This window comes from Peribacillus sp. NPDC097895 (assembly GCF_050277555.1).
GTDB lineage: Bacteria > Bacillota > Bacilli > Bacillales > DSM-1321 > Peribacillus.
Genome location: NZ_JBNNSH010000001.1, coordinates 1,708,740 through 1,727,340 on the forward strand (window position 1 = coordinate 1,708,740; position 18,601 = coordinate 1,727,340).

At 39.4% G+C, this 18,601-nt stretch carries 18 protein-coding genes, 2 pseudogenes and 1 riboswitch; of the genes and pseudogenes, 16 read left to right on the forward strand and 4 right to left on the reverse strand.

Translation table 11 applies throughout. The features are described from left to right. The first annotated feature begins 8 nt into the window (after positions 1–8). A complete protein-coding gene (locus ACQKMH_RS08255; RefSeq protein WP_427586905.1) occupies positions 9–485 on the forward strand; it encodes a hypothetical protein in 477 nt (158 codons plus the stop codon). Continuing rightward, positions 478–1,530, forward strand: a complete 1,053-nt coding sequence (locus tag ACQKMH_RS08260; RefSeq protein ID WP_427586906.1) for an alpha/beta fold hydrolase — start codon at positions 478–480, stop codon at positions 1,528–1,530. Before ACQKMH_RS08255 ends, ACQKMH_RS08260 begins: the two co-directional genes overlap by 8 nt. A 180-nt stretch (positions 1,531–1,710) precedes the next feature. Here ACQKMH_RS08260 and ACQKMH_RS08265 read toward each other — a convergent pair whose 3' ends face one another. Beyond that, on the reverse strand, positions 1,711–2,310 hold the full coding sequence (locus ACQKMH_RS08265; protein WP_427586908.1) for a nitroreductase family protein: 600 nt from the start codon (positions 2,308–2,310) through the stop codon (positions 1,711–1,713). 244 nt (positions 2,311–2,554) lie between these two features. Between ACQKMH_RS08265 and ACQKMH_RS08270 the strand changes: the two genes are divergently transcribed. The 6 genes from ACQKMH_RS08270 to mmuM all read left to right on the forward strand — a co-directional run bounded on the left by ACQKMH_RS08270 (position 2,555) and on the right by mmuM (position 8,512). Continuing rightward, complete coding sequence (locus ACQKMH_RS08270) at positions 2,555–3,532, forward strand: ring-cleaving dioxygenase (RefSeq protein ID WP_427586909.1); 978 nt, start codon at positions 2,555–2,557, stop codon at positions 3,530–3,532. Positions 3,533–3,556: 24 nt separating this feature from the next. Further along, positions 3,557–4,504, forward strand: a complete 948-nt coding sequence (locus ACQKMH_RS08275) for a ring-cleaving dioxygenase (protein ID WP_427586910.1) — start codon at positions 3,557–3,559, stop codon at positions 4,502–4,504. Beyond that, positions 4,504–5,112: an alpha/beta hydrolase gene (locus ACQKMH_RS08280; RefSeq protein ID WP_427587545.1), complete on the forward strand. Its 609-nt coding sequence runs from the start codon at positions 4,504–4,506 to the stop codon at positions 5,110–5,112. Before ACQKMH_RS08275 ends, ACQKMH_RS08280 begins: the two co-directional genes overlap by 1 nt. A 20-nt stretch (positions 5,113–5,132) precedes the next feature. Beyond that, entirely contained in the window at positions 5,133–5,741 is a 609-nt protein-coding gene (locus ACQKMH_RS08285; RefSeq protein ID WP_427586911.1) for a flavin reductase family protein, read from the forward strand. Between the two features lie 238 nt (positions 5,742–5,979). Continuing rightward, a riboswitch (SAM riboswitch) is annotated at positions 5,980–6,082 on the forward strand. Positions 6,083–6,165: 83 nt separating this feature from the next. Further along, on the forward strand, positions 6,166–7,560 hold the full coding sequence (gene mmuP, locus ACQKMH_RS08290; protein WP_427586912.1) for an S-methylmethionine permease: 1,395 nt from the start codon (positions 6,166–6,168) through the stop codon (positions 7,558–7,560). Beyond that, the gene (gene mmuM, locus ACQKMH_RS08295; RefSeq protein ID WP_427586913.1) at positions 7,550–8,512 is read left to right on the forward strand and encodes a homocysteine S-methyltransferase; all 963 of its coding nucleotides are present in this window, start codon (positions 7,550–7,552) and stop codon (positions 8,510–8,512) included. The genes mmuP and mmuM overlap by 11 nt, the downstream gene beginning before the upstream one ends. Before the next feature lie 257 nt (positions 8,513–8,769). Here mmuM and ACQKMH_RS08300 read toward each other — a convergent pair whose 3' ends face one another. Further along, entirely contained in the window at positions 8,770–9,171 is a 402-nt protein-coding gene (locus tag ACQKMH_RS08300) for a helix-turn-helix domain-containing protein (RefSeq protein ID WP_427586914.1), read from the reverse strand. A gap of 241 nt (positions 9,172–9,412) precedes the next feature. Between ACQKMH_RS08300 and ACQKMH_RS08305 the strand changes: the two genes are divergently transcribed. Next, complete coding sequence (locus tag ACQKMH_RS08305) at positions 9,413–10,387, forward strand: asparaginase (RefSeq protein WP_427587546.1); 975 nt, start codon at positions 9,413–9,415, stop codon at positions 10,385–10,387. Between the two features lie 22 nt (positions 10,388–10,409). Further along, positions 10,410–10,783, forward strand: a pseudogene (aspA, locus tag ACQKMH_RS08310) (aspartate ammonia-lyase); the annotation flags it as partial. Between the two features lie 63 nt (positions 10,784–10,846). Here the strand turns inward: aspA and ACQKMH_RS08315 are convergent. Further along, positions 10,847–11,122, reverse strand: a pseudogene (locus tag ACQKMH_RS08315) (hypothetical protein); the annotation flags it as partial. A gap of 275 nt (positions 11,123–11,397) precedes the next feature. Here ACQKMH_RS08315 and ACQKMH_RS08320 point away from each other — a divergent pair. The 6 genes from ACQKMH_RS08320 (at position 11,398) to ACQKMH_RS08345 (ending at position 16,977) form a co-directional block, all read left to right on the forward strand. After that, entirely contained in the window at positions 11,398–11,925 is a 528-nt protein-coding gene (locus tag ACQKMH_RS08320; protein WP_427587547.1) for a DUF4309 domain-containing protein, read from the forward strand. A 180-nt stretch (positions 11,926–12,105) separates the two neighbouring features. Then, the gene (locus ACQKMH_RS08325) at positions 12,106–12,549 is read left to right on the forward strand and encodes a CoxG family protein (protein ID WP_427586915.1); all 444 of its coding nucleotides are present in this window, start codon (positions 12,106–12,108) and stop codon (positions 12,547–12,549) included. 170 nt (positions 12,550–12,719) lie between these two features. After that, complete coding sequence (locus tag ACQKMH_RS08330) at positions 12,720–12,983, forward strand: metal-sensitive transcriptional regulator (RefSeq protein ID WP_230155606.1); 264 nt, start codon at positions 12,720–12,722, stop codon at positions 12,981–12,983. A 213-nt stretch (positions 12,984–13,196) separates the two neighbouring features. Then, a complete protein-coding gene (gene cls, locus ACQKMH_RS08335; RefSeq protein WP_427586916.1) occupies positions 13,197–14,654 on the forward strand; it encodes a cardiolipin synthase in 1,458 nt (485 codons plus the stop codon). Between the two features lie 80 nt (positions 14,655–14,734). After that, the gene (locus tag ACQKMH_RS08340; protein ID WP_427586917.1) at positions 14,735–15,484 is read left to right on the forward strand and encodes a (S)-benzoin forming benzil reductase; all 750 of its coding nucleotides are present in this window, start codon (positions 14,735–14,737) and stop codon (positions 15,482–15,484) included. Between the two features lie 230 nt (positions 15,485–15,714). Then, positions 15,715–16,977, forward strand: a complete 1,263-nt coding sequence (locus tag ACQKMH_RS08345; protein WP_427586918.1) for a glycosyl hydrolase family 18 protein — start codon at positions 15,715–15,717, stop codon at positions 16,975–16,977. 268 nt (positions 16,978–17,245) lie between these two features. Here the strand turns inward: ACQKMH_RS08345 and ACQKMH_RS08350 are convergent, their stop codons facing one another. Continuing rightward, positions 17,246–18,448: an MFS transporter gene (locus tag ACQKMH_RS08350; RefSeq protein WP_427586919.1), complete on the reverse strand. Its 1,203-nt coding sequence runs from the start codon at positions 18,446–18,448 to the stop codon at positions 17,246–17,248. Between the last annotated feature and the right edge of the window lie 153 nt (positions 18,449–18,601).

Consider the following 18,601-nt stretch of genomic DNA (forward strand, 5'->3'; position numbering starts at 1 on the left):
AAAGGAAGATGAATATGGCGGCAAACTCAAATTTTTATAAGACGCTAAAACTGCTTGGCGCACAAAGAGAACAACAGCTAAATGGTAAAATCAAAGATTTGCTAAATAATCGTGAATTAATAGAAGCAGTAAGTGACAATGCACAAATGCAAGTTCCGAAAGTAAATAGGATGCACGAAGCCTCGGAAAGAATGTCTATCATTATGAATTACCCAACAAAAAAAGACGTAGCAAGTGTTGCTAAATTAGTCATTCAGCTCGAAGAAAAAATTGACAGGATTGAAGAGCTTCTATCTACGCTTGAGGGAAATGGTAATATCCGAAGTAACAATTCATCTAGCGGCAAGAAAAGGAAATCGAGATGGCAATCCAATGAAAAGGAAGGGACTAAAAAAAGAATATCGGAATTTTTAAATGACTCTTTATTGTTAAGTGCACGTTTACCTGAGTTTAAATCTTTTGGACAGGGGAATTCAAATGTCTAAACGGAAAATGCCAAAAAATCAATCCGATGCAATACCTAAATGGAAACATTTTTTGGATATTCCCAATCAGCCCATGCCTGAAATGGGATTGACACCGAAAATAGAGGTGTGGAAAAAAAACAAGTCTACTCTCTGGTATTATCCGTCGGAACAAAAAAAATACGATGTGCCGGTTTTTCTTATTTATTCACTAATTAACACTCCTTTGATTCTTGACTTGGCACCTGGAAATAGTTTAATAGAATCCTTTGTAAATGCAGGCTTTGATGTATATTTGCTTGATTTCGGAAGCCCGGGTTATGAGGATGGTGAAATATCGATCGAAGATTATATCGTCGATTATATTCAAAAAGGAGTGCAGCGTGCACTACGACACTCCGGAGCATCAGAAATTACTGTTATGGGATTTTGCCTTGGCGGTACAATAGCCGCAATATATGCTGCCATGGCAGACGAGCCGGTCAAGAATTTAATTCTCTCCGTTACACCGATAGATTTTAGTGCCTCGCCATTTTTTGATCAATGGCAGGAAGCCATAAAAGAAGGTACCGCGGATTTTGACGATACGATTGATATTTATCAAACGATTCCAGCCAGTGCAGTTAAATATGGAATCCGCTTAATGACATCCCCTATCTATATATCACCCTATTTATCTTTATTGAACCAAGCGGATGATGAGGAATACGTACAAAATTGGCGCCGATTCAATGCGTGGACCAATGGGCATGTGCCATTATCCGGAGCTGCTGCAAAACAGATAACCAAAGACCTTTTGATAAAAAATCGCTTGGTTAATGGGGGTTTTAAGGTTAGGGGGAAAAAAGCGAAGCTATCAAAAATTGATGCTAATGTTTTGGTCATAGCAAGTAAGCATGATCGATTGGTCCCTCAGGAATTGATTTATCCAGTCATGGAGCATTTAACATGTAAGGATAAGACATATATCCTACTGAAAAGTGGACATGCTGCTAAACAATACTCGGGTGGACTCCCATATTATTTGAAGGAATGGCTGCCAAAGCGATCTTCACCCATTCAATAGTGCTTTAGGGGGGTGTGAAATGAACGTCTTGAATGACAGTGAGTATATCAAACTCAGTCCTGTTGGAGAATATATAGGAATTGCTTCATCGGTATTTGCAGGTTTATTGCAACATTTCAGGATTATTAAAGTGTAATATCGTAAAGGGTTGGCTCGGTATGATGAGCCAACCCTATTGTATTATTGAAAATATTTCACTCGTTCTTCCAGTGGTGAGAAGTCTTTATCTCCAGGTTCTGCGGTCGGTTTTCCAAAGGGCATTTGGGCAATCAGTTTCCAGTTGCGAGATATGTCCCATGTCTTTTTCACTTCGTCATCAATTAAGGGATTATAATGCTGAAGACTTGCACCAAACCCCTCAATTTCCAATGAAGTCCATACGACAAATTGTAAAATGGCAGACGATTGGTTCGACCAAATCGGAAAGTTTTTGGAATATGTTTTGAACTGTTCTTGAAGCCTATCTATAATAGCCTGGTCTTCAAAGAATAAAACCGTACCATAACCATTCTTAAATGACTTCATTTTTTCTTCCGTTTTTTCAAAATCTTTGTTTTCAACTGTTTTTCGTAATATTTCTTTCGTGATATCCCATAATTTGTCGTGGCTTTGACCAGTTAAAACAATTACTCTTGCACTTTGGGAGTTGAAAGCGGAAGGGGAATATTGAACGGCATGATCGATAACTTCTTTAATCCTTTTATTAGGGACAACACGTTCCTTGCTAAGGGAATAATAAGATCGTCTATCTTCAATTGCGCTTAGGAAATCTTTTGCCATAAATCACACCTCCATTCATTATACCGACTTATTTTGACCTGTTTTTATTTTTTTTATTATAAGTGGATACGGTTGAAATATTTGAATGTAATGGTTGACAAATAAATCACTATCATTTATCTTTAAATCAAGATATCTGTATTGAAAGTATTATTCGCTTAGGTATATATCTTGAATTCGAGATATTATTCAAAGAGTAATTTCTCTCTGACTGGGGAGATTTAAAAAGATAGGAGGGGTACGGATGGAATTAAAAGGATTACATCATGTTTCGGCGATTACAGCTCGAGCGGGAAACAACTTTGAATTCTACACGAAGGTCCTAGGGATGCGATTAATCAAAAAAACGGTGAATCAAGATGATGTTCGTGTGTATCACTTATTTTATGGAGACCAAATTGGTTCACCTGGTACGGAATTGACGTTTTTTGAAATTCCCAATGCTGCCCGTACTCATGAGGGAAACAATAGTATTTCAGAAATTTCTTTAAGGGTGAGGGATGATGAAGCACTTGGATTTTGGAAACAACGATTTGAGGAATTCAATGTTGAGCATGATGAAGTATCGACCCGTTTTCAACGGAAGGTGCTTTCTTTTAAAGATCCTGAAGGGCAAAGGCTTCTTCTGGTTTCCGATCGGGATAATAATGGCGTTCAAGGAGGATTGCCCTGGGATAGGAGCCCGGTACCACAAGAGTTTTCCATCCTTGGATTAGGACCAGTAAAACTTACTGTACCCAATATTGAACAGACAGAAAGCGTTCTTACTGAGGTATTAGGGTTCAGGAAGTCAGGCACATACCCATCCTCCATTAGAGGGCAAAATCCGATTGTCGTATATGAGACAGGTGAGGGAGGAACAGGGGCGGAAGTCCATGTTGAAGAAAGGAATGACATACCTCGAGAACGGTTGGGGAGGGGCGGAGTACACCATGTTGCCTTCCGGGTGGAAAATGAAGAGGAACTGAGAAAATGGATAGAGAAAATTAGTGAATCGAATTACGTGAACTCTGGATATGTGGACCGTTTTTATTTTCGTTCACTCTATTTTAGGGAGGCGAATGGCATATTATTCGAACTAGCTACTGATGGACCTGGTTTTGCTGTGGATGAAGCGGAGCAGCACCTAGGTGAGAACCTTGCCCTGCCACCTTTTTTAGAATCGAAAAGGAAGGATATTGAATCCAATTTAAAACCATTGAATACAAAATCTACAAATTAATCAACGGGAAAGGGAGTAATCGGTATGCAAAAGCAAAATGCGGGAATACATCATATAACAGCCATTGTAGGTAATCCTCAAGAGAATGTGGATTTTTATGCTGGAGTATTAGGGATGCGTATGGTGAAGAAAACCGTTAATTTTGATGATCCAGGCACCTACCATTTATATTTCGGAGATGAATCAGGTTCACCGGGCACAATTATCACTTTCTTCCCTTGGCCTGGGGCATACAAAGGAACAATTGGCTCTGGACAAGTGGGGGTAACGACATATGCCGTTCCGGAAGGTTCAATGGGTTTCTGGGAAACGCGTTTGGATAAATTTAACGTAGACTTTGAAAAGGTTTCACGTTTCGGTGAGGAATATCTCGAATTTCAAGATCCCCATGGTTTGCAACTTGAATTGGTTGAGCGTAAAGAAGGTAAAAATAGCGCATGGTCATTTGGCGGTGTACCAGCAGATAGGGCGGTAAAGGGATTCGGCGGTGCCGTATTATTGACGTCAAAACCGATCAAAACGATGGAACTATTAGAAGAAGTGATGGGCCTGCAAAAGATGGGGGAAGAGGGCGATTTCATCCGCTTTAAATCCACTTCGGATATCGGAAATTTGATAGATGTTAAAAAATCAGTTTTGCCAAATGGGAAAATCGGAGTCGGAACTGTCCATCATCTTGCTTGGCGTGCAATCGATAATGAAGATCATAAAGAGTGGAGAGAGCATATCGGTAACCATGGATATGGTGTGACACCCTTTAAAGACCGTCAATACTTCGATGCCATTTATTTCAGGGAGGATGGAGGCATTCTCTTTGAAGTTGCCACAGATCCACCTGGATTTGCTCATGATGAAACAAAGGAAACGATGGGTAGTAAATTAATGCTGCCGGCATGGCTGGAAGAAAAAAGGGGAATCATGGAGAAAACGTTACTGCCGGCAGTGCCGAGAGTACTAGAGGAGGATAAATGATGAAGCATATTTTTCAAAAAGGAAGTAATCCGGAGGCACCGTTACTTTTGCTTTTACATGGTACGGGAGGAACGGAAACAGATCTCTTGCCGTTAGCGGAAATGGTTTCACCGGGTTCATCCGTATTGAGCGTACGGGGAAATGTACTTGAAAACGGAATGCCTCGATATTTCCGCCGGTTATCTGAAGGGGTTTTTGATGAAGAAGATTTGATCTTCCGTACGAAAGAGCTTTATGAATTCTTGGGCTTAGCGTCCGGAAAATATGACTTTGATCGTGACAAAGTGGTAGCATTAGGTTATTCTAATGGTGCCAATATAGCGGCAAGTTTGATGTTCCATTTCGAAGGGGCATTACAAGGAGCGATACTTCATCATCCAATGGTGCCTAGGCGCGGGCTTGCATTGCCTTCCCTCTCGGATATACCTGTTTTTATTGCTGCAGGTAAAAACGATCCGATTTGCCCGGCAGAAGAAACGGAAGAACTCAATCAACTATTACTGCAAGCTGGTGCTACAGTGGATGTTCGCTGGGAAAATTATGGTCATCAGTTAACACGTTCAGAGGTTGAGGCAGCAGGTTCATGGTTTCAACAGAAATTTTTATAAGAATGAAAGAGGGAATGAAGATGATTTCAGTTAATCCTGAAAGTCTGACTGAACGGGAAAATTATAAGTTTTTGACTGGAAGCATAATACCGAGACCTATAGCCCTTGTTACGACACAATCCGAAACCGGTACAATCAATATAGCGCCGTTCAGTTTTTTTAATATCGTCAGTTCCAATCCTCCGATGATTTCCATTTCTATTCAACGGAAAGAAGGCGTTTCAAAGGATACAGCCCGAAATGCCATTCAATCGGGTGAATTCGTTGTTCATATCACAGATGAAAACAATGTTGCTGATGCAAATAGAACGGCCAAGGAACTCCCACCGGACGAAAGTGAATTGGGACTTACTAATTTCACGCCGGCAGTTAGTGATAAGGTATCCGTACCAGGATTGCAAGAAGCGAAGATACGCTTTGAATGTATATTAGAGCATGCGATACCATTGGCAGGTTCCAAGAATAAACCTGGTTGTGATTTATTGATAGGAAAAATAGTCTGCTATCATATAGAGCAAGATATTTACCATAATGGCCGAATTGACCAGAATGGGCTAAAACCTGTAGCAAGATTAGCAGGTCATACTTATACCAAACTAGGGGAATTATTTGAAATAGAACGTCCTTAAGGAATAAGAAAGAAAGTGGTGACATTTTTTAAGATGTCGCCATTTTTCTTAAAACAAAAAAAATATTCCCGGTTAGTATTATCACCAATCAAATATGGTGAACGACTGTGCTAAAACAAGCAATCCTTTCATTTCTATGCCAGGGAATCAGACTTGTAGGAATTTAAAGGAAGTCTGAATTATCCAAAACAAAACTTGACAATTTTTTCATAGGTTGATAGAGTTATAAAAAAATAATTTCTTATCCAGAGAGGTGGAGGGACTGGCCCTATGAAACCTCAGCAACAGGTCTTCAAGGACACTGTGCTAATTCCAGGGGGTGAAACCTTGATAGATAAGACCGAACGTTTTTATTTGTCAGTAACGCACTCTTTTTTAGAGTGCGTTTTCGTTTTTTCTGGATGCAAGATAGAGGAGAGTAGGAATGGAAAACAAAAGGAAGCATGATTTTCAAAGGGAAATGCAAGCACGTCATATAATAATGCTATCGCTTGGCGGGGTGATTGGAACTGGTTTATTCTTAAGTTCGGGTTATACGATTCAACAGGCTGGCCCGTTTGGTACAATCCTTTCGTATCTGATTGGAGCATTAGTGGTCTATCTAGTCATGTTATCTTTAGGTGAGCTGGCAGTACAAATGCCCGAGACAGGTGCGTTTCATAGCTATGCAGCGAAATACATAGGACCAGGGACAGGATATACAGTAGCCTGGTTGTACTGGCTAACTTGGACTGTCGCACTGGGTTCGGAATTCACGGCTGCAGGATTGTTGATGCAGCGATGGTTTCCCTCAATCAATGTCTGGATATGGAGCGCTTTATTTGCCATTTTGGTTTTTGTCTTAAATGCGTGGACTGTTAAGTTTTTTGCTGAATCCGAATTCTGGTTTGCCTCTATAAAGGTATTTGCGATTGTGATATTTATTATGTTAGGAGCTGCGGCAATGCTAGGTTTTATCCCCGTCAATCATTCGCAATCAGCTCCGTTGTTTTCCAATTTTACACATGCAGGATTATTTCCTAATGGGGCATTTGCCATTCTAATGACGATGCTTGCGGTGAATTTTGCATTTTCTGGAACTGAATTAATCGGAATTGCAGCTGGAGAAACGGTTAATCCAGAAAAAACGATACCAAAGGCAATCCGTATGACATTATGGAGATTAATTATTTTTTTTGTAGGAACCATCGTCGTATTATCCGCATTATTGCCTATTTCGGATGCAAGCGTATTAGAGAGCCCTTTTGTAGCAGTTCTTGAACGGATTGGAGTGCCATATGCAGCGGATATTATGAACTTTGTTATATTAACGGCCATTTTGTCTGCTGCAAATTCAGGACTATATGCCTCATCCAGAATGCTTTGGTCACTTGCGGATAAAAAAACTATATCACCAATATTTGCAAAATTGACAAAACGGGGTGTTCCGATATATGCGGTCATTTTCAGTATGTTGGGCGGTGGTTTGGCCCTGTTCTCGAGTATTATTGCTCCGGATACTGTATACATAGTACTGGTATCCATTTCGGGACTAGCCGTGGTTGTAGTTTGGATGAGTATTAGCGCGTCACAGCTTCTATTTCGCAGACGATATATAAAAGAAGGAAATTCAGTAAATGATTTGGCTTATCGTACACCATTATATCCACTCGTACCAATCGTTTCCTTCATGCTATGTCTTGCTTCTTGTATAGGAATAGCATTTGATCCTACACAACGAATTGCACTATATTGTGGTATTCCATTTATTTTGTTTTGCTTTGGAAGTTATTATCTAACACAAACTATAAAGAAAAGAGGAGTAGGCCATGAAGAATAAAATGAATCCGATTGATGCTATTTTACGAGATCATTCAGTCATGATTTTGGACGGAGCTCTAGCTACAGAGCTTGAAAGGCATGGGTGTGATTTGGATGATCCCCTGTGGTCCGCGCGTGTATTAATTGAAAATCCAGAAGTGATTTATCAGGTTCACTCTGACTATTTTCGTGCTGGAGCAGACTGTGCGATAACGGCAAGCTACCAAGCTACTGTTGAAGGTTTCGCCCTCCGTGGAATACAAGAAAAAGAGGCTTTGGAGTTAATAAAGAAAACGGTGTTACTTGCCAGAAGAGCAAGGGATGAGTTTTGGAAGGAAGAAAATCAAACGATTAGACCTAAGCCATTGGTCGCTGCATCCGTTGGACCTTATGGGGCTTTCCTTGCAGATGGTTCAGAGTATGTAGGGAACTATGGTGTTTCAGATGAAACTTTAGCGTATTTTCATCGCTCAAGAATATCTGCTTTAATTGAATCAGGAGCTGATCTCCTAGCATTTGAAACGATTCCTTCCCTGCAAGAAGCAAAAGTATTGGATTCATTATTGAAAGATTATCCAGATGTGTATGCTTGGCTATCATTTTCTTTGAAAAATGAGAAAGAGATAAGTGACGGTACCTCCCTGGAGGAGTGTGCGAGATTGTTTGAGAGCAGTGAGCAAATTGCAGCAATTGGCATTAACTGTGCCCCAGTATCAGGTATCACGGAAGCCATCAAGTTGTTGAGTGCAAACACACAAAAGCCAATAATTGTTTATCCTAATTCTGGTGAAACCTATAATCCAGAAACTAAAACTTGGCATGGCCAAGAATCATGTAACAGCCTCGACCTGAAATCTGAAGAATGGCACCATGCAGGGGCCCGTTTAATTGGAGGATGCTGCAGAACGGCACCTCATCATATTGAAGAGATTTCAAGAAAGTGGCGACCATCTGAGGTCGTGTCCTCATAGCCAATTTTAATAGAAAACTTTTTTAAGGTGTGTAAGAAGAAGGGATGCTCGTAAATAGTCATAAAATGAAAACAAAAAGAACAGGAATGAAGCAACCTGTTCTTTTTGGTATCTTTATTCAGGTTCAGTTATGCTGCTCGCAACAAACCGGATTTCAATTACATTTCGATGGGAACAGATCTCAACTTTCCCGTGACACACTGCTTATGTGTTTATATTTCCTTATGAGGTTCATAGAATAATCCACCTACAATACCCTAGCTCAATGGATCATTTGGATCATTTTGTTTATAGCGATTTACTTCCACTTCCCGCTTAGCTCTAATAAACGCAATAAAGTGAATCATTTCTTCTTCAGAAAGAGAGGTTCCATCGACAGCTAGCTCCAAATTTGTTGAAAAATCCGTTAATTCCCTGACTTGACTCGATTCTGTCGAAACCCCTTCAGGCTTATAAGCTGTATCATCAATTCTGCCTAGAATGTAATCCGTGGACGTCTCATATAAGCCAGCTAATAAATTAATCGTTTCCAATGAAGGGCGGCGATGACCCGATTCATAACCGGCATAAGTACTCTTGGCGATTCCGAGTCTGTCAGCCGTATATTGCAAAGACCACCTTTTGCCCTTTCTTAATGTAGTTAATCTATTTAAAATCATCCTTATTACTCTCCTTTGTATGAAGCTATTATAACATCATATGACAATAAAGTGTACGCGTAATGAATAACTTCCGCTTGATTTCACACGGGTTCATGACTATAATTACATGAGATGTACGCGTAACGTAGACGATTGAGAAGAATTCATCCTTTTCTGAGATGCATAGAATGATGGCGATTCGGGGAGGCTTATGGGAGGTAGAATGGTGGAGAATTTGAAGGTAAAAAAGAAGAAGTTGATGTTGATTACTACCGGTGGGACAATTGCTTCGTTAGAAGGGAAAAACGGACTTGTTCCAGAGATGAAAGCTGAGGAAATTTTAGGGCACCTACCAGGTTTGGATTTACTATGTCAGATTGATAGTAAGCCTTTGATGAATATTGATAGTACAAATATGCAGCCGGAAGATTGGACAGTAATGGCAAAATCCATCCATGAGCACTATCATGATTACGATGGCTTTGTTATCACCCATGGAACAGATACAATGGGTTACACTTCAGCTGCACTCTCATATATGTTACAAGATTCAGGAAAACCAATTGTTATTACAGGTTCTCAAATCCCAATTGCCTTTAAAAAGACAGATGCCAAAAGAAATATCTCTGACGCGATTCGGTTTGCTTGTGAAGAGATTGGCGGAGTATATGTGGTTTTTGATGGTAGAGTCATTCAGGGTACAAGGGCCATTAAGCTGAGAACGAAAAGTTATGATTCATTTGAAAGTATTAATTATCCTTATATTGCTTCTATATACAAAGATAAAATTGAGTATGGTAAGCCTGTTCCTTTACCGAATAATAAGGAAGTTAAGTTGGATACTTCCATTTGCACGGATGTTGCTTTGGTAAAGCTGCATCCCGGAATTAAGCCAGAATTCTTTGATTTTCTGAAACATCAATATCGAGGTATTGTCATTGAAAGTTATGGGAGCGGCGGTATTCCATTTCAAGGTAGAAATATTCTAGAGAAATTGAATGAGCTGGTACAGTGTGGAATATCCGTTGTCATTACTACCCAATGTTTAGAGGAAGGGGAAGATATGGATATATATGAAGTGGGACGAAAAGTAAATCAGAATGTCATCATTCGTTCCCGAAATATGAATACGGAAGCTATCGTTCCCAAGTTGATGTGGATATTAGCCAAGACACAGGATTCAAAGAAAGTGAAGGAAATGATGGAAACACCGATAGCAGAGGATATTACATGATAAACATACAAAGGAGCAAGGGGAAGTATTCCTTGCATTCAATTTATTGCAATTAATTAGCCTTATGAACATGCTTTCAATGTCTTTACATTTTATTGTTTGGAAGGCTATAAAGCAAATGAGCAACATTTAAAAGATAATGTCGAACAAAGGTCGGAGTGATTACGGCAGTCAATCCGCACCTTGGTTACGAAGTGGTTTCACGTATTGTGCGTGAAGCGATGTTAAAAGGCATCAGTTCACGAACTTTGTCTACAAGATGATGTGTTGAAAGAAGAAGAATTGGATTTGATTCTAAATCCTTATGAGATGACAAAACCCGGTATAGCGGGAGCTTCTCTTTTTGATGGTAATAATCGTATAGTAGTTGAAAACATTAATCTAAATGATTTTTGATGTAATGACTTTGCCTTTAGGACCCACCGTAGGTTTTAAGGCATAGTCATTAATTATATACAACTAAAATGAAAGTTTCCCCAAACATTCATAAGCTGCGTAAGAGTATCGCGAATTGAATATTCGAAAAAGTTCACGAACATTCCATGTAATTGCAAAAACCACTACTGCCAGAACACAAGAAATCGTTATTAATGTAAAACCTGCATTCCAACATGCAAAGTCTACTACATATCCCATAATAGCATTAGCCGCTACAGATCCACCCAAATATCCAAATATGCCAGTCAGTCCTGCTGCAGTGCCTGCAGCCTTTTTAGGAACTAAATCAAGTGCTTGCTTGGCTTCAAGTTAACTAAGTTCTGATTAGGACTAGTTTTTGATCAGGATAAATATATAAATAGAAATACAGCTCACTTGAAATGGCTTAATCAGTTTTAATATTTCATTTAAGGTTTTTTTCTGAACCAATGGTATGTGTCCAAAGTGCCAATGAATAGTAATAGTAAAGGTAAAACCAGAATGACATACGCAATTTTTCATCTTTTTTTAGATATTTTAAAAAATGTAATTAGTCATTTTTAGGTGGGAAAGGGAGGATAGCTTTGAAACAAGTGAATCGTTTTATTCGAAGCGTTACATTTTTAATGCTAGCATTGCTTATGTTTAGTGGGCAGGCCGCTTGTGCTTCATCAGATTCAATATCATCGCAATCTACGCCAGACCTTTTGATTCGGCAAATCATGGGTTTAGCCTATGAATCCCAGCAATCCATTAACAGTGGACCATTTTCTGTAGGTGATTCGTTGAAGAAAGTGGAAAAAGCCTGGGGTGCACCGGAAGATTTAAGTACCGTTGCAGCCAATTATTGGAGCCGGAATGTCCGATTCCTCTATGACGGTTCAACAGGTAGAAAAACGATTACCGCCATTGATGATTTTGATCCGAAATTGCAAACCATTCATTTATCCATGTTGAAGGGATTGATTGGTGAGCCTGTAAGTGAAGTGGAGCAAGAAGGGATGTACTATGTCACTTATACCGATTACTCAAATTATAAAGTGGTCTTCGTGTTTGAAAGCGCCTGGATTAACCCTGATCCAAGATTGAATATGTATACGGTTGAATTTGCGACAGATTAATAAGTAACCACCACACAAAAGAAATCGTCCCTTTATTGCAGAGGGGCGATTCTTTGCTGTTATTATCTTTTTCTTACCACCGGGAGAATTCTATTTAAGAATCTATTCTTACCGTTCTAATCAATATTGTTCAGCCATACATTAACAAGATGGAAGTAAAATGATTAAGGGGGAACTGCTTTGTCAGAAGGATTGCATAGTATCATTTTACCGGTTTCAATAGACACCGTATGGGGGTTTGTAAGTGTCATAGATAGTTGGGCACCTCTTGTACCAGGGTATATCAATCATGAGATGATTAATGATGGGACACTTATATGGGAGTTTAAAAGCGATTTAGGATTGATGAAAAAGAAAATTAAACTTGAAGTGAATATTTTGGAATGGAACGAACCCGACAAGGTAACATTTAAACTACGGGGATTAAATCAAAAATTTGATGGGTATGGCTATTTTTTAGCAGAACAGTGCGGTATCGGACAGACTAAAATGACTGGCTGCTTGGCGATAACGGCAAAAGGAGCTAAAGCCCCGATCGTTAATGCTTTGTTAAAAACGTATGTTCCCCAAATGACGATTGAGTTTTCTGAAGCCATGGCACAAAATCTTCTCGTGCAAAAATAGAAATTACATATCGATCAAGCAATTTTGGGTATTGGCGCTTGACAATTATACCTAAGGGGTATGTATTATAAATTGTAAGATTTTTATCAAGCTTCATTTCAAGTTGAATTAGATTTGGTATGATGTCAGGATGAAAATTATAAGTTATAGGGGTAGGAGGTCCACCTCACATGGAATATGAAAAGCAGATGAAAAATAGAGTCAAACGAATTGAAGGGCAGCTTCGTGGTATTTTGAAAATGATGGAAGAAAACAAAGATTGTAGAGATGTAGTAACGCAGTTATCTGCCACTAGATCTGCGATCGATAGGACAATTGGGGTAATTGTAAGCTCGAATCTTGTAGAATGCGTACGGGAAGCTAATGAAACCGGAGAAAATAATCCCGAGGATCTTGTTAAAGAAGCCGTGAATTTATTAGTGAAAAGCCGGTAAGACATTTTGTGTTTTTTGGTTAATAATTGGATAAGGCATCCTCCCATATTGGGAAATTTTAAGGTTCGGTGGATGTTTTTTTAAAAATGGGCCTCCATAGGAAGAGGCCCATTTTTGTGAATTCTCGGTTTTCTTTTTCAAATAAGCAAATCCTTTGATATAAAGAATTGGCATGTTATCCTTAAAGGGATAAAAATTGAGTGAGGTTATGCTATGGAATTTACGCATGTTACATCGGTTTTGCTCGGCCTCGTTATCATTCTTAATATATTATTCGCTACGATCGTTATATTTTTTGAAAGAAGGGAAGCGAGCACGACCTGGGCTTGGTTATTGGTATTATATTTTTTGCCTGTAGTCGGTTTTATTTTATATCTTCTTTTTGGAACGAGTTTGAGGCACGCGCACTTATTCCAATGGGAGGATAAGAAGAAGATAGGGATTGAAGAAATCCTTGATAAACAGATGGAAGAGCTATCTACGGATCATTTTCCTTTTCGAAATGCGTCTTCGAGTAATTATCGTGATTTGATTTATATGCACCTTCGAAACAATGATGCCGTTATTACGGAAGATAACCAAGTTGATATCTTTACGGAAGGAAAAATGAAGTTTGAACAGCTATTTAAAGATATCGAAGAGGCTGAAAACCACATTCACATACAATATTACATTATTCAAAGGGACGGTCTTGGTAAACAATTCATTGATGCTTTGACTAAAAAAGCCAATGAAGGTGTCAAAGTTCGCCTGCTTTACGATGAGTTGGGATCAAGAGGAATGACCAAAAGATTTTTTAGGGAATTTAGGCAGGCTGGCGGCCGTGTGGAGGCATTCTTTCCATCCAAGTTAAAGTTTATAAATCTACGGTTGAATTTCCGTAACCATCGAAAGCTAGTCATCATAGATGGAAAGGTAGGGTATGTCGGCGGCTTTAATGTAGGAGATGAATATTTAGGGCTTAATCCGAAATTTGGATATTGGCGAGATACACACCTTCGGATAAAGGGAGCGGCAGTCAAAGCCATTCAAACCCGTTTTATCCTGGACTGGAACCAGGCATCAAAGCACCATGATATCATTTATCAGCCCCATTATTTTCCTACTTTAGAGCCTCAAGGCAATATAGATTTGCAAATTGTGACAAGTGGGCCGGATTCTGAATGGGAACAAATTAAAAACGGCTATATTAAATTAATTTCTTCAGCTAAAAAATCGATTCTCATTCAAACACCTTATTTCATTCCGGATGCAAGTTTATTGGATGCTCTCAGGATAGCCAGCTTGTCAGGATTGGATGTAAAGATCATGATACCCAATAAACCTGATCACCTTTTCGTATATTGGGCGACAACTTTCAATGCAGGGCAGTTATTAAGAGCTGGGGCTAAAATTTTCATCTATGATAATGGATTTATCCATGCGAAGATGATTGTCGTGGATGAAGAGGTCTCTTCGGTGGGGACCGCAAATATTGATGTCCGAAGTTTTAAATTGAATTTTGAAGTCAATGCCTTCATATACGACGAAGGCATGGCCGAAACACTTACGAGGATTTTTTATAAGGATGTAGAAGTGTGCAGGCAACTTACCATTGAAGAGTTTGAAAAGCGTTCAAAATGGATTCGTTTTAAAGAGTCCATCGCAAGACTGTTATCACCCATTTTGTAATTATAAAAGAAGCGGCCCATTACTATATGGGCCGCTTCTTTTGGTACAATGGAGAATAAACAATAAAAGGGGGAACTGCTATGAAAACTTTCATTATCACAGGAGCTTCAAAAGGTTTAGGTGCTGCCATTGCCAAGAGATGTTTGCAGACAAGTGATCATTGCATTTTAATTTCTCGTACAGCCCATCCTGATATGGCTGAACTGGCTGCTCAATTCGGGACGAAGCTTACTGTTATTTCCATGGACTTAAATGAAACGGAAAAGTTAACTTCGTTGATTATTGAGGTCTTGGCGGTAGTGGATCAAAAAAGTGACATATACTTCATTAATAATGCAGGTGTTATCGAACCAATCAAGCCAATTGGAAATCTTGGCCAGGAAAACTTGGAAATCAGCATGCGGGTGAATTTCTTGGCACCCATCGTATTGGCAGATGAATTCATCAAACAAACAAAGGATTGGAACAGCAAGAAGGTAATGGTCAACATATCTTCAGGTGCAGCAAAGAATCCTTATCATGGTTGGGCAGCCTACTGCAGCACAAAGGCGGGGCTTGAAATGTTCACGAGGGTAGCGGGGGTGGAACAGGATAAAGTGTCCTTCCCTACGTCTCTCATTTCTTTTTCACCAGGTGTAATGGACACGGAGATGCAAGGAACAATCCGTTCTGCAGACGAACATGACTTTTCCGACCGAAACAAATTTCATGAATATAAAGAAAAGGGCATGTTAAGGAGCCCTGAATTGGTGGCAGAAAAACTATTGAAGTTACTTGAAGTGGAAGAACTGGAGAACGGGAAGTTTTATGATATAAAGAATTTACTTTGATGTGTCATTGAAGAATGGGTTGGAACGAGAAATCGAATGATGGTGTATAGTATGAGGTTGTCCTTTTGGATAACCTCTTTTTGATGGCTGTAAGGACTTGATGTTTTAGACTTTAGACAGCTTTTGAAATATACATGTACAGGATATTCATCCTATGAAAATGTAATAATTCGTTCTATCTAAATACATAGATAACATAAACTTTTTGGAGGGAGTTTGGAGGGTTATGAATGACGATCATCATTGTGAAAAAAGGTGAGAGCCTATGGGAAATCGCCAAGAAAAATAAAGTTGACCCGTCAAGGATCATCGAAGTCAATGGATTGGAATCAACAACTTTGGTTCCTGGCCTGGCGTTGTATATACCAGATGCAAATGTGGTGAATCGAAGGTATCTAATAAAAAGTCTGGATAGCCTCGATGGAATCGCCAATCGTTTTGGCACGAGTGTAGCATCCATCATGAAAGCCAATCCCGGAATGGATGCAAATTCACTAGATGTCGGTACGGAAATCATGATTCCGTCTCCTTACAAAAATCAATTGATCACGCTTGGTTTTGCTTTCCCTAGTTCAGAGGGAGTGGTATTTGAAACACTTGAGAATAATGGTGATAAATTATCCTATTTAGCCATTGTTGCTTATTCCTTTAACGAAGAAGGTTATGCTTTCGTTGATGGTGATGATCTTCCCCTTATTGCTAAATGTGAACAAACCGGGGTGACGCCGCTATTGATGATCCGGAATTTTCAAGACGGTGATTTTGATGCTGACTTGGCTGGTGGAGTACTAACTAGTTCAGTTTATAGAAGGAATTTAATCAATAGTTTGCTGAATTTCGTAAGGGAGAAGGGCTATGGGGGAGTCAGCATGGACATTGAATTCATCCCTCCAGCAAGACGTTCTGATTATGTGGTTTTTTTAAAAGAATTAAAAGAGGGTTTGAACGAACTAATTCTTCATGTTAACGTACATGCAAAAACAGCAGATAATCCTGAGAATCGAATTGTAGGCGGTCATGATTATCAGGGGATTGGCGAGGTAGCCGACCTTGTTGCCGTGATGACCATTGATTATGGATATCCAACGGGCCCACCCGAACCAATTTCCCCACTTTGGTGGATGGTCGAGGTACTCCGATATGCTTTGACGAATATCCCTGAGTATAAATTGCAGTCGGCATTTCCTATGTATGGATACGATTGGATTGTACCAAGCAATGAGACGAAGGCATTATCAGCTAAAAATGCCCAAAATCTTGCCATTGCAACCGGTTCTGAAATCACATTCGACACTTCAGCGACATCACCTACCTATTCTTATAGAAGAGAAAACTCGGATCATGTCGTCTGGTTTGAAGATATTCGCTCGATAAGCGCAAAATATGAAACGATTGATTCATATGAACTGATTGGTGCAACTTATTGGCAGATTGGTTTGGAATTTCCGCAGAATTGGGCGTTCATAAAGCAGAATATAATGACCATTAAATAGAATGATTTCGTGTAGGCGGTGAAATGAGGACGTAGTACTTCTTTTATCAGGGAAATTTCAAATGGTTTGGCTCGTGTAGATGAGGGACTTCTGTCAGGACCCATCCAACTCACACCAGGTAAGATAATGAGAAGAGTCAATCGTGCCCGAATCTGCCTTGAATCCATTAAAAAGAAAAGGAGCCTTGAAATGAAGGCTCCTTTTCATATACGGTGAACAAAATGAATGAAAGATCAGTTAAGTAAATAAGATGAGTTGAGCATGATGATCATACTTCCTTCCCTTGTAATTTCTTTCTTTTAAAAATCGCATAAAGAAAGGCCAGGAATATCAAGGTTGAAGAAAATTGAAACGTTGTTTTGACACTGTATGTTTCTGTGATATAGCCTAATAGCAAAACAGAACCGGCAAATGTTAGATTGATGACCGCTCCCCAAACTGCATAAATTTTCGCTAGAGTCTTTTCCGATGCATGGTCTTGGAATAGCTTGGTGTAAATCACTTCCCGGATTTGTTCTGGGAGACCGTAAAGACATGCAAACAACAAAGCCAATGCTGGAATACTCGTCGATCCGAAAAGAAATGTCAGAAGTGAACTGAGAAATAGCCCGAAAATAATAAAGAAGCCGACATGATTTTCAAGTAACTTGGCAAAACGGATGACGATCAATCCACTGATGATCATGCCGATAAAGTAGCTAGTGTTAATATAACCCCACCACTCTTCACCTAGTTGTAAGTTCTGTTCTACATATACATATATTACGGCAGCCACCCAAACGCTTGAAGCTAAAGTTGATATAAAATCTAGTGAAATGAGTGTACGTATAGTTGGGATTTGGCGAATCGCCACCCATCCGGATATTATCGAATCACGGTTTGATGTAGGAACGTTATCCGTTGTTTGTTCAGAGACTTCGATTTTTATTGCATAGATCAATGAAACGGCAAATAGTATAACCGTAAGCCAAATGATGAAACTACTGTTGGTACTTATTAATAAGACAGAACCAAGCGGCCATCCAGCGACAAAAATCGTCTGGGTGATAACATTCAAGAAACCATTCGCTTTCATCCGCTCTTCTTTTGGTACTAATTGAGGAACCAAAGCTGCACTAACCGGGGCAGCGACTCCATCCAATAAGGAGATCAAGGCGATGAAGGATATAATGACAACAGCGAAACCTTGATTGAAATTTGTAATATAGATTCCCAGGATAACAAGTAAAATGGTCTTCCACCATTGCGATTGTACAAGAATTCTTTTTAAAGGAAACCTGTCGATAACGAGTGGTGCAAGTAAACTACTGATAAACCGAAAAATCGTTGTTGTGAACGGAAGCAAACTCAAATAAAAGGCAGATCCAGTTAAGGCATATATAAGTGAAATCAACCCGACTACATAAAATATATCCCCTAGATTTGCAAACGCCTGAGAAATCCAAAGGCGTCGAAACGATTTATTTTTCATGTATACCATCCTTTTGCGAGATATAAGTCCATTGATTTTTAGATGGGTTTTTTATTTACACGGGATTCACTCCTTAAACGAATAAATTGTATGAGCCGGGTTGGGTTGCTCTATACAGATAATCTTACCATGATTTAAGCATGGGAACCTGAA

What these genes read in the sequence shown, in the direction of transcription:
- ACQKMH_RS08255 (WP_427586905.1), top strand. Translation starts at nt 9, where the DNA reads ATGAATATGGCGGCAAACTCAAATTTTTATAAGACGCTAAAACTGCTT.
- ACQKMH_RS08260 (WP_427586906.1), top strand. Translation starts at nt 478, where the DNA reads ATGTCTAAACGGAAAATGCCAAAAAATCAATCCGATGCAATACCTAAA.
- ACQKMH_RS08265 (WP_427586908.1), bottom strand. Translation starts at nt 2,310, where the DNA reads ATGGCAAAAGATTTCCTAAGCGCAATTGAAGATAGACGATCTTATTAT.
- ACQKMH_RS08270 (WP_427586909.1), top strand. Translation starts at nt 2,555, where the DNA reads ATGGAATTAAAAGGATTACATCATGTTTCGGCGATTACAGCTCGAGCG.
- ACQKMH_RS08275 (WP_427586910.1), top strand. Translation starts at nt 3,557, where the DNA reads ATGCAAAAGCAAAATGCGGGAATACATCATATAACAGCCATTGTAGGT.
- ACQKMH_RS08280 (WP_427587545.1), top strand. Translation starts at nt 4,504, where the DNA reads ATGAAGCATATTTTTCAAAAAGGAAGTAATCCGGAGGCACCGTTACTT.
- ACQKMH_RS08285 (WP_427586911.1), top strand. Translation starts at nt 5,133, where the DNA reads ATGATTTCAGTTAATCCTGAAAGTCTGACTGAACGGGAAAATTATAAG.
- mmuP (WP_427586912.1), top strand. Translation starts at nt 6,166, where the DNA reads ATGGAAAACAAAAGGAAGCATGATTTTCAAAGGGAAATGCAAGCACGT.
- mmuM (WP_427586913.1), top strand. Translation starts at nt 7,550, where the DNA reads ATGAAGAATAAAATGAATCCGATTGATGCTATTTTACGAGATCATTCA.
- ACQKMH_RS08300 (WP_427586914.1), bottom strand. Translation starts at nt 9,171, where the DNA reads ATGATTTTAAATAGATTAACTACATTAAGAAAGGGCAAAAGGTGGTCT.
- ACQKMH_RS08305 (WP_427587546.1), top strand. Translation starts at nt 9,413, where the DNA reads ATGTTGATTACTACCGGTGGGACAATTGCTTCGTTAGAAGGGAAAAAC.
- ACQKMH_RS08330 (WP_230155606.1), top strand. Translation starts at nt 12,720, where the DNA reads ATGGAATATGAAAAGCAGATGAAAAATAGAGTCAAACGAATTGAAGGG.
- cls (WP_427586916.1), top strand. Translation starts at nt 13,197, where the DNA reads ATGGAATTTACGCATGTTACATCGGTTTTGCTCGGCCTCGTTATCATT.
- ACQKMH_RS08340 (WP_427586917.1), top strand. Translation starts at nt 14,735, where the DNA reads ATGAAAACTTTCATTATCACAGGAGCTTCAAAAGGTTTAGGTGCTGCC.
- ACQKMH_RS08345 (WP_427586918.1), top strand. Translation starts at nt 15,715, where the DNA reads ATGACGATCATCATTGTGAAAAAAGGTGAGAGCCTATGGGAAATCGCC.
- ACQKMH_RS08350 (WP_427586919.1), bottom strand. Translation starts at nt 18,448, where the DNA reads ATGAAAAATAAATCGTTTCGACGCCTTTGGATTTCTCAGGCGTTTGCA.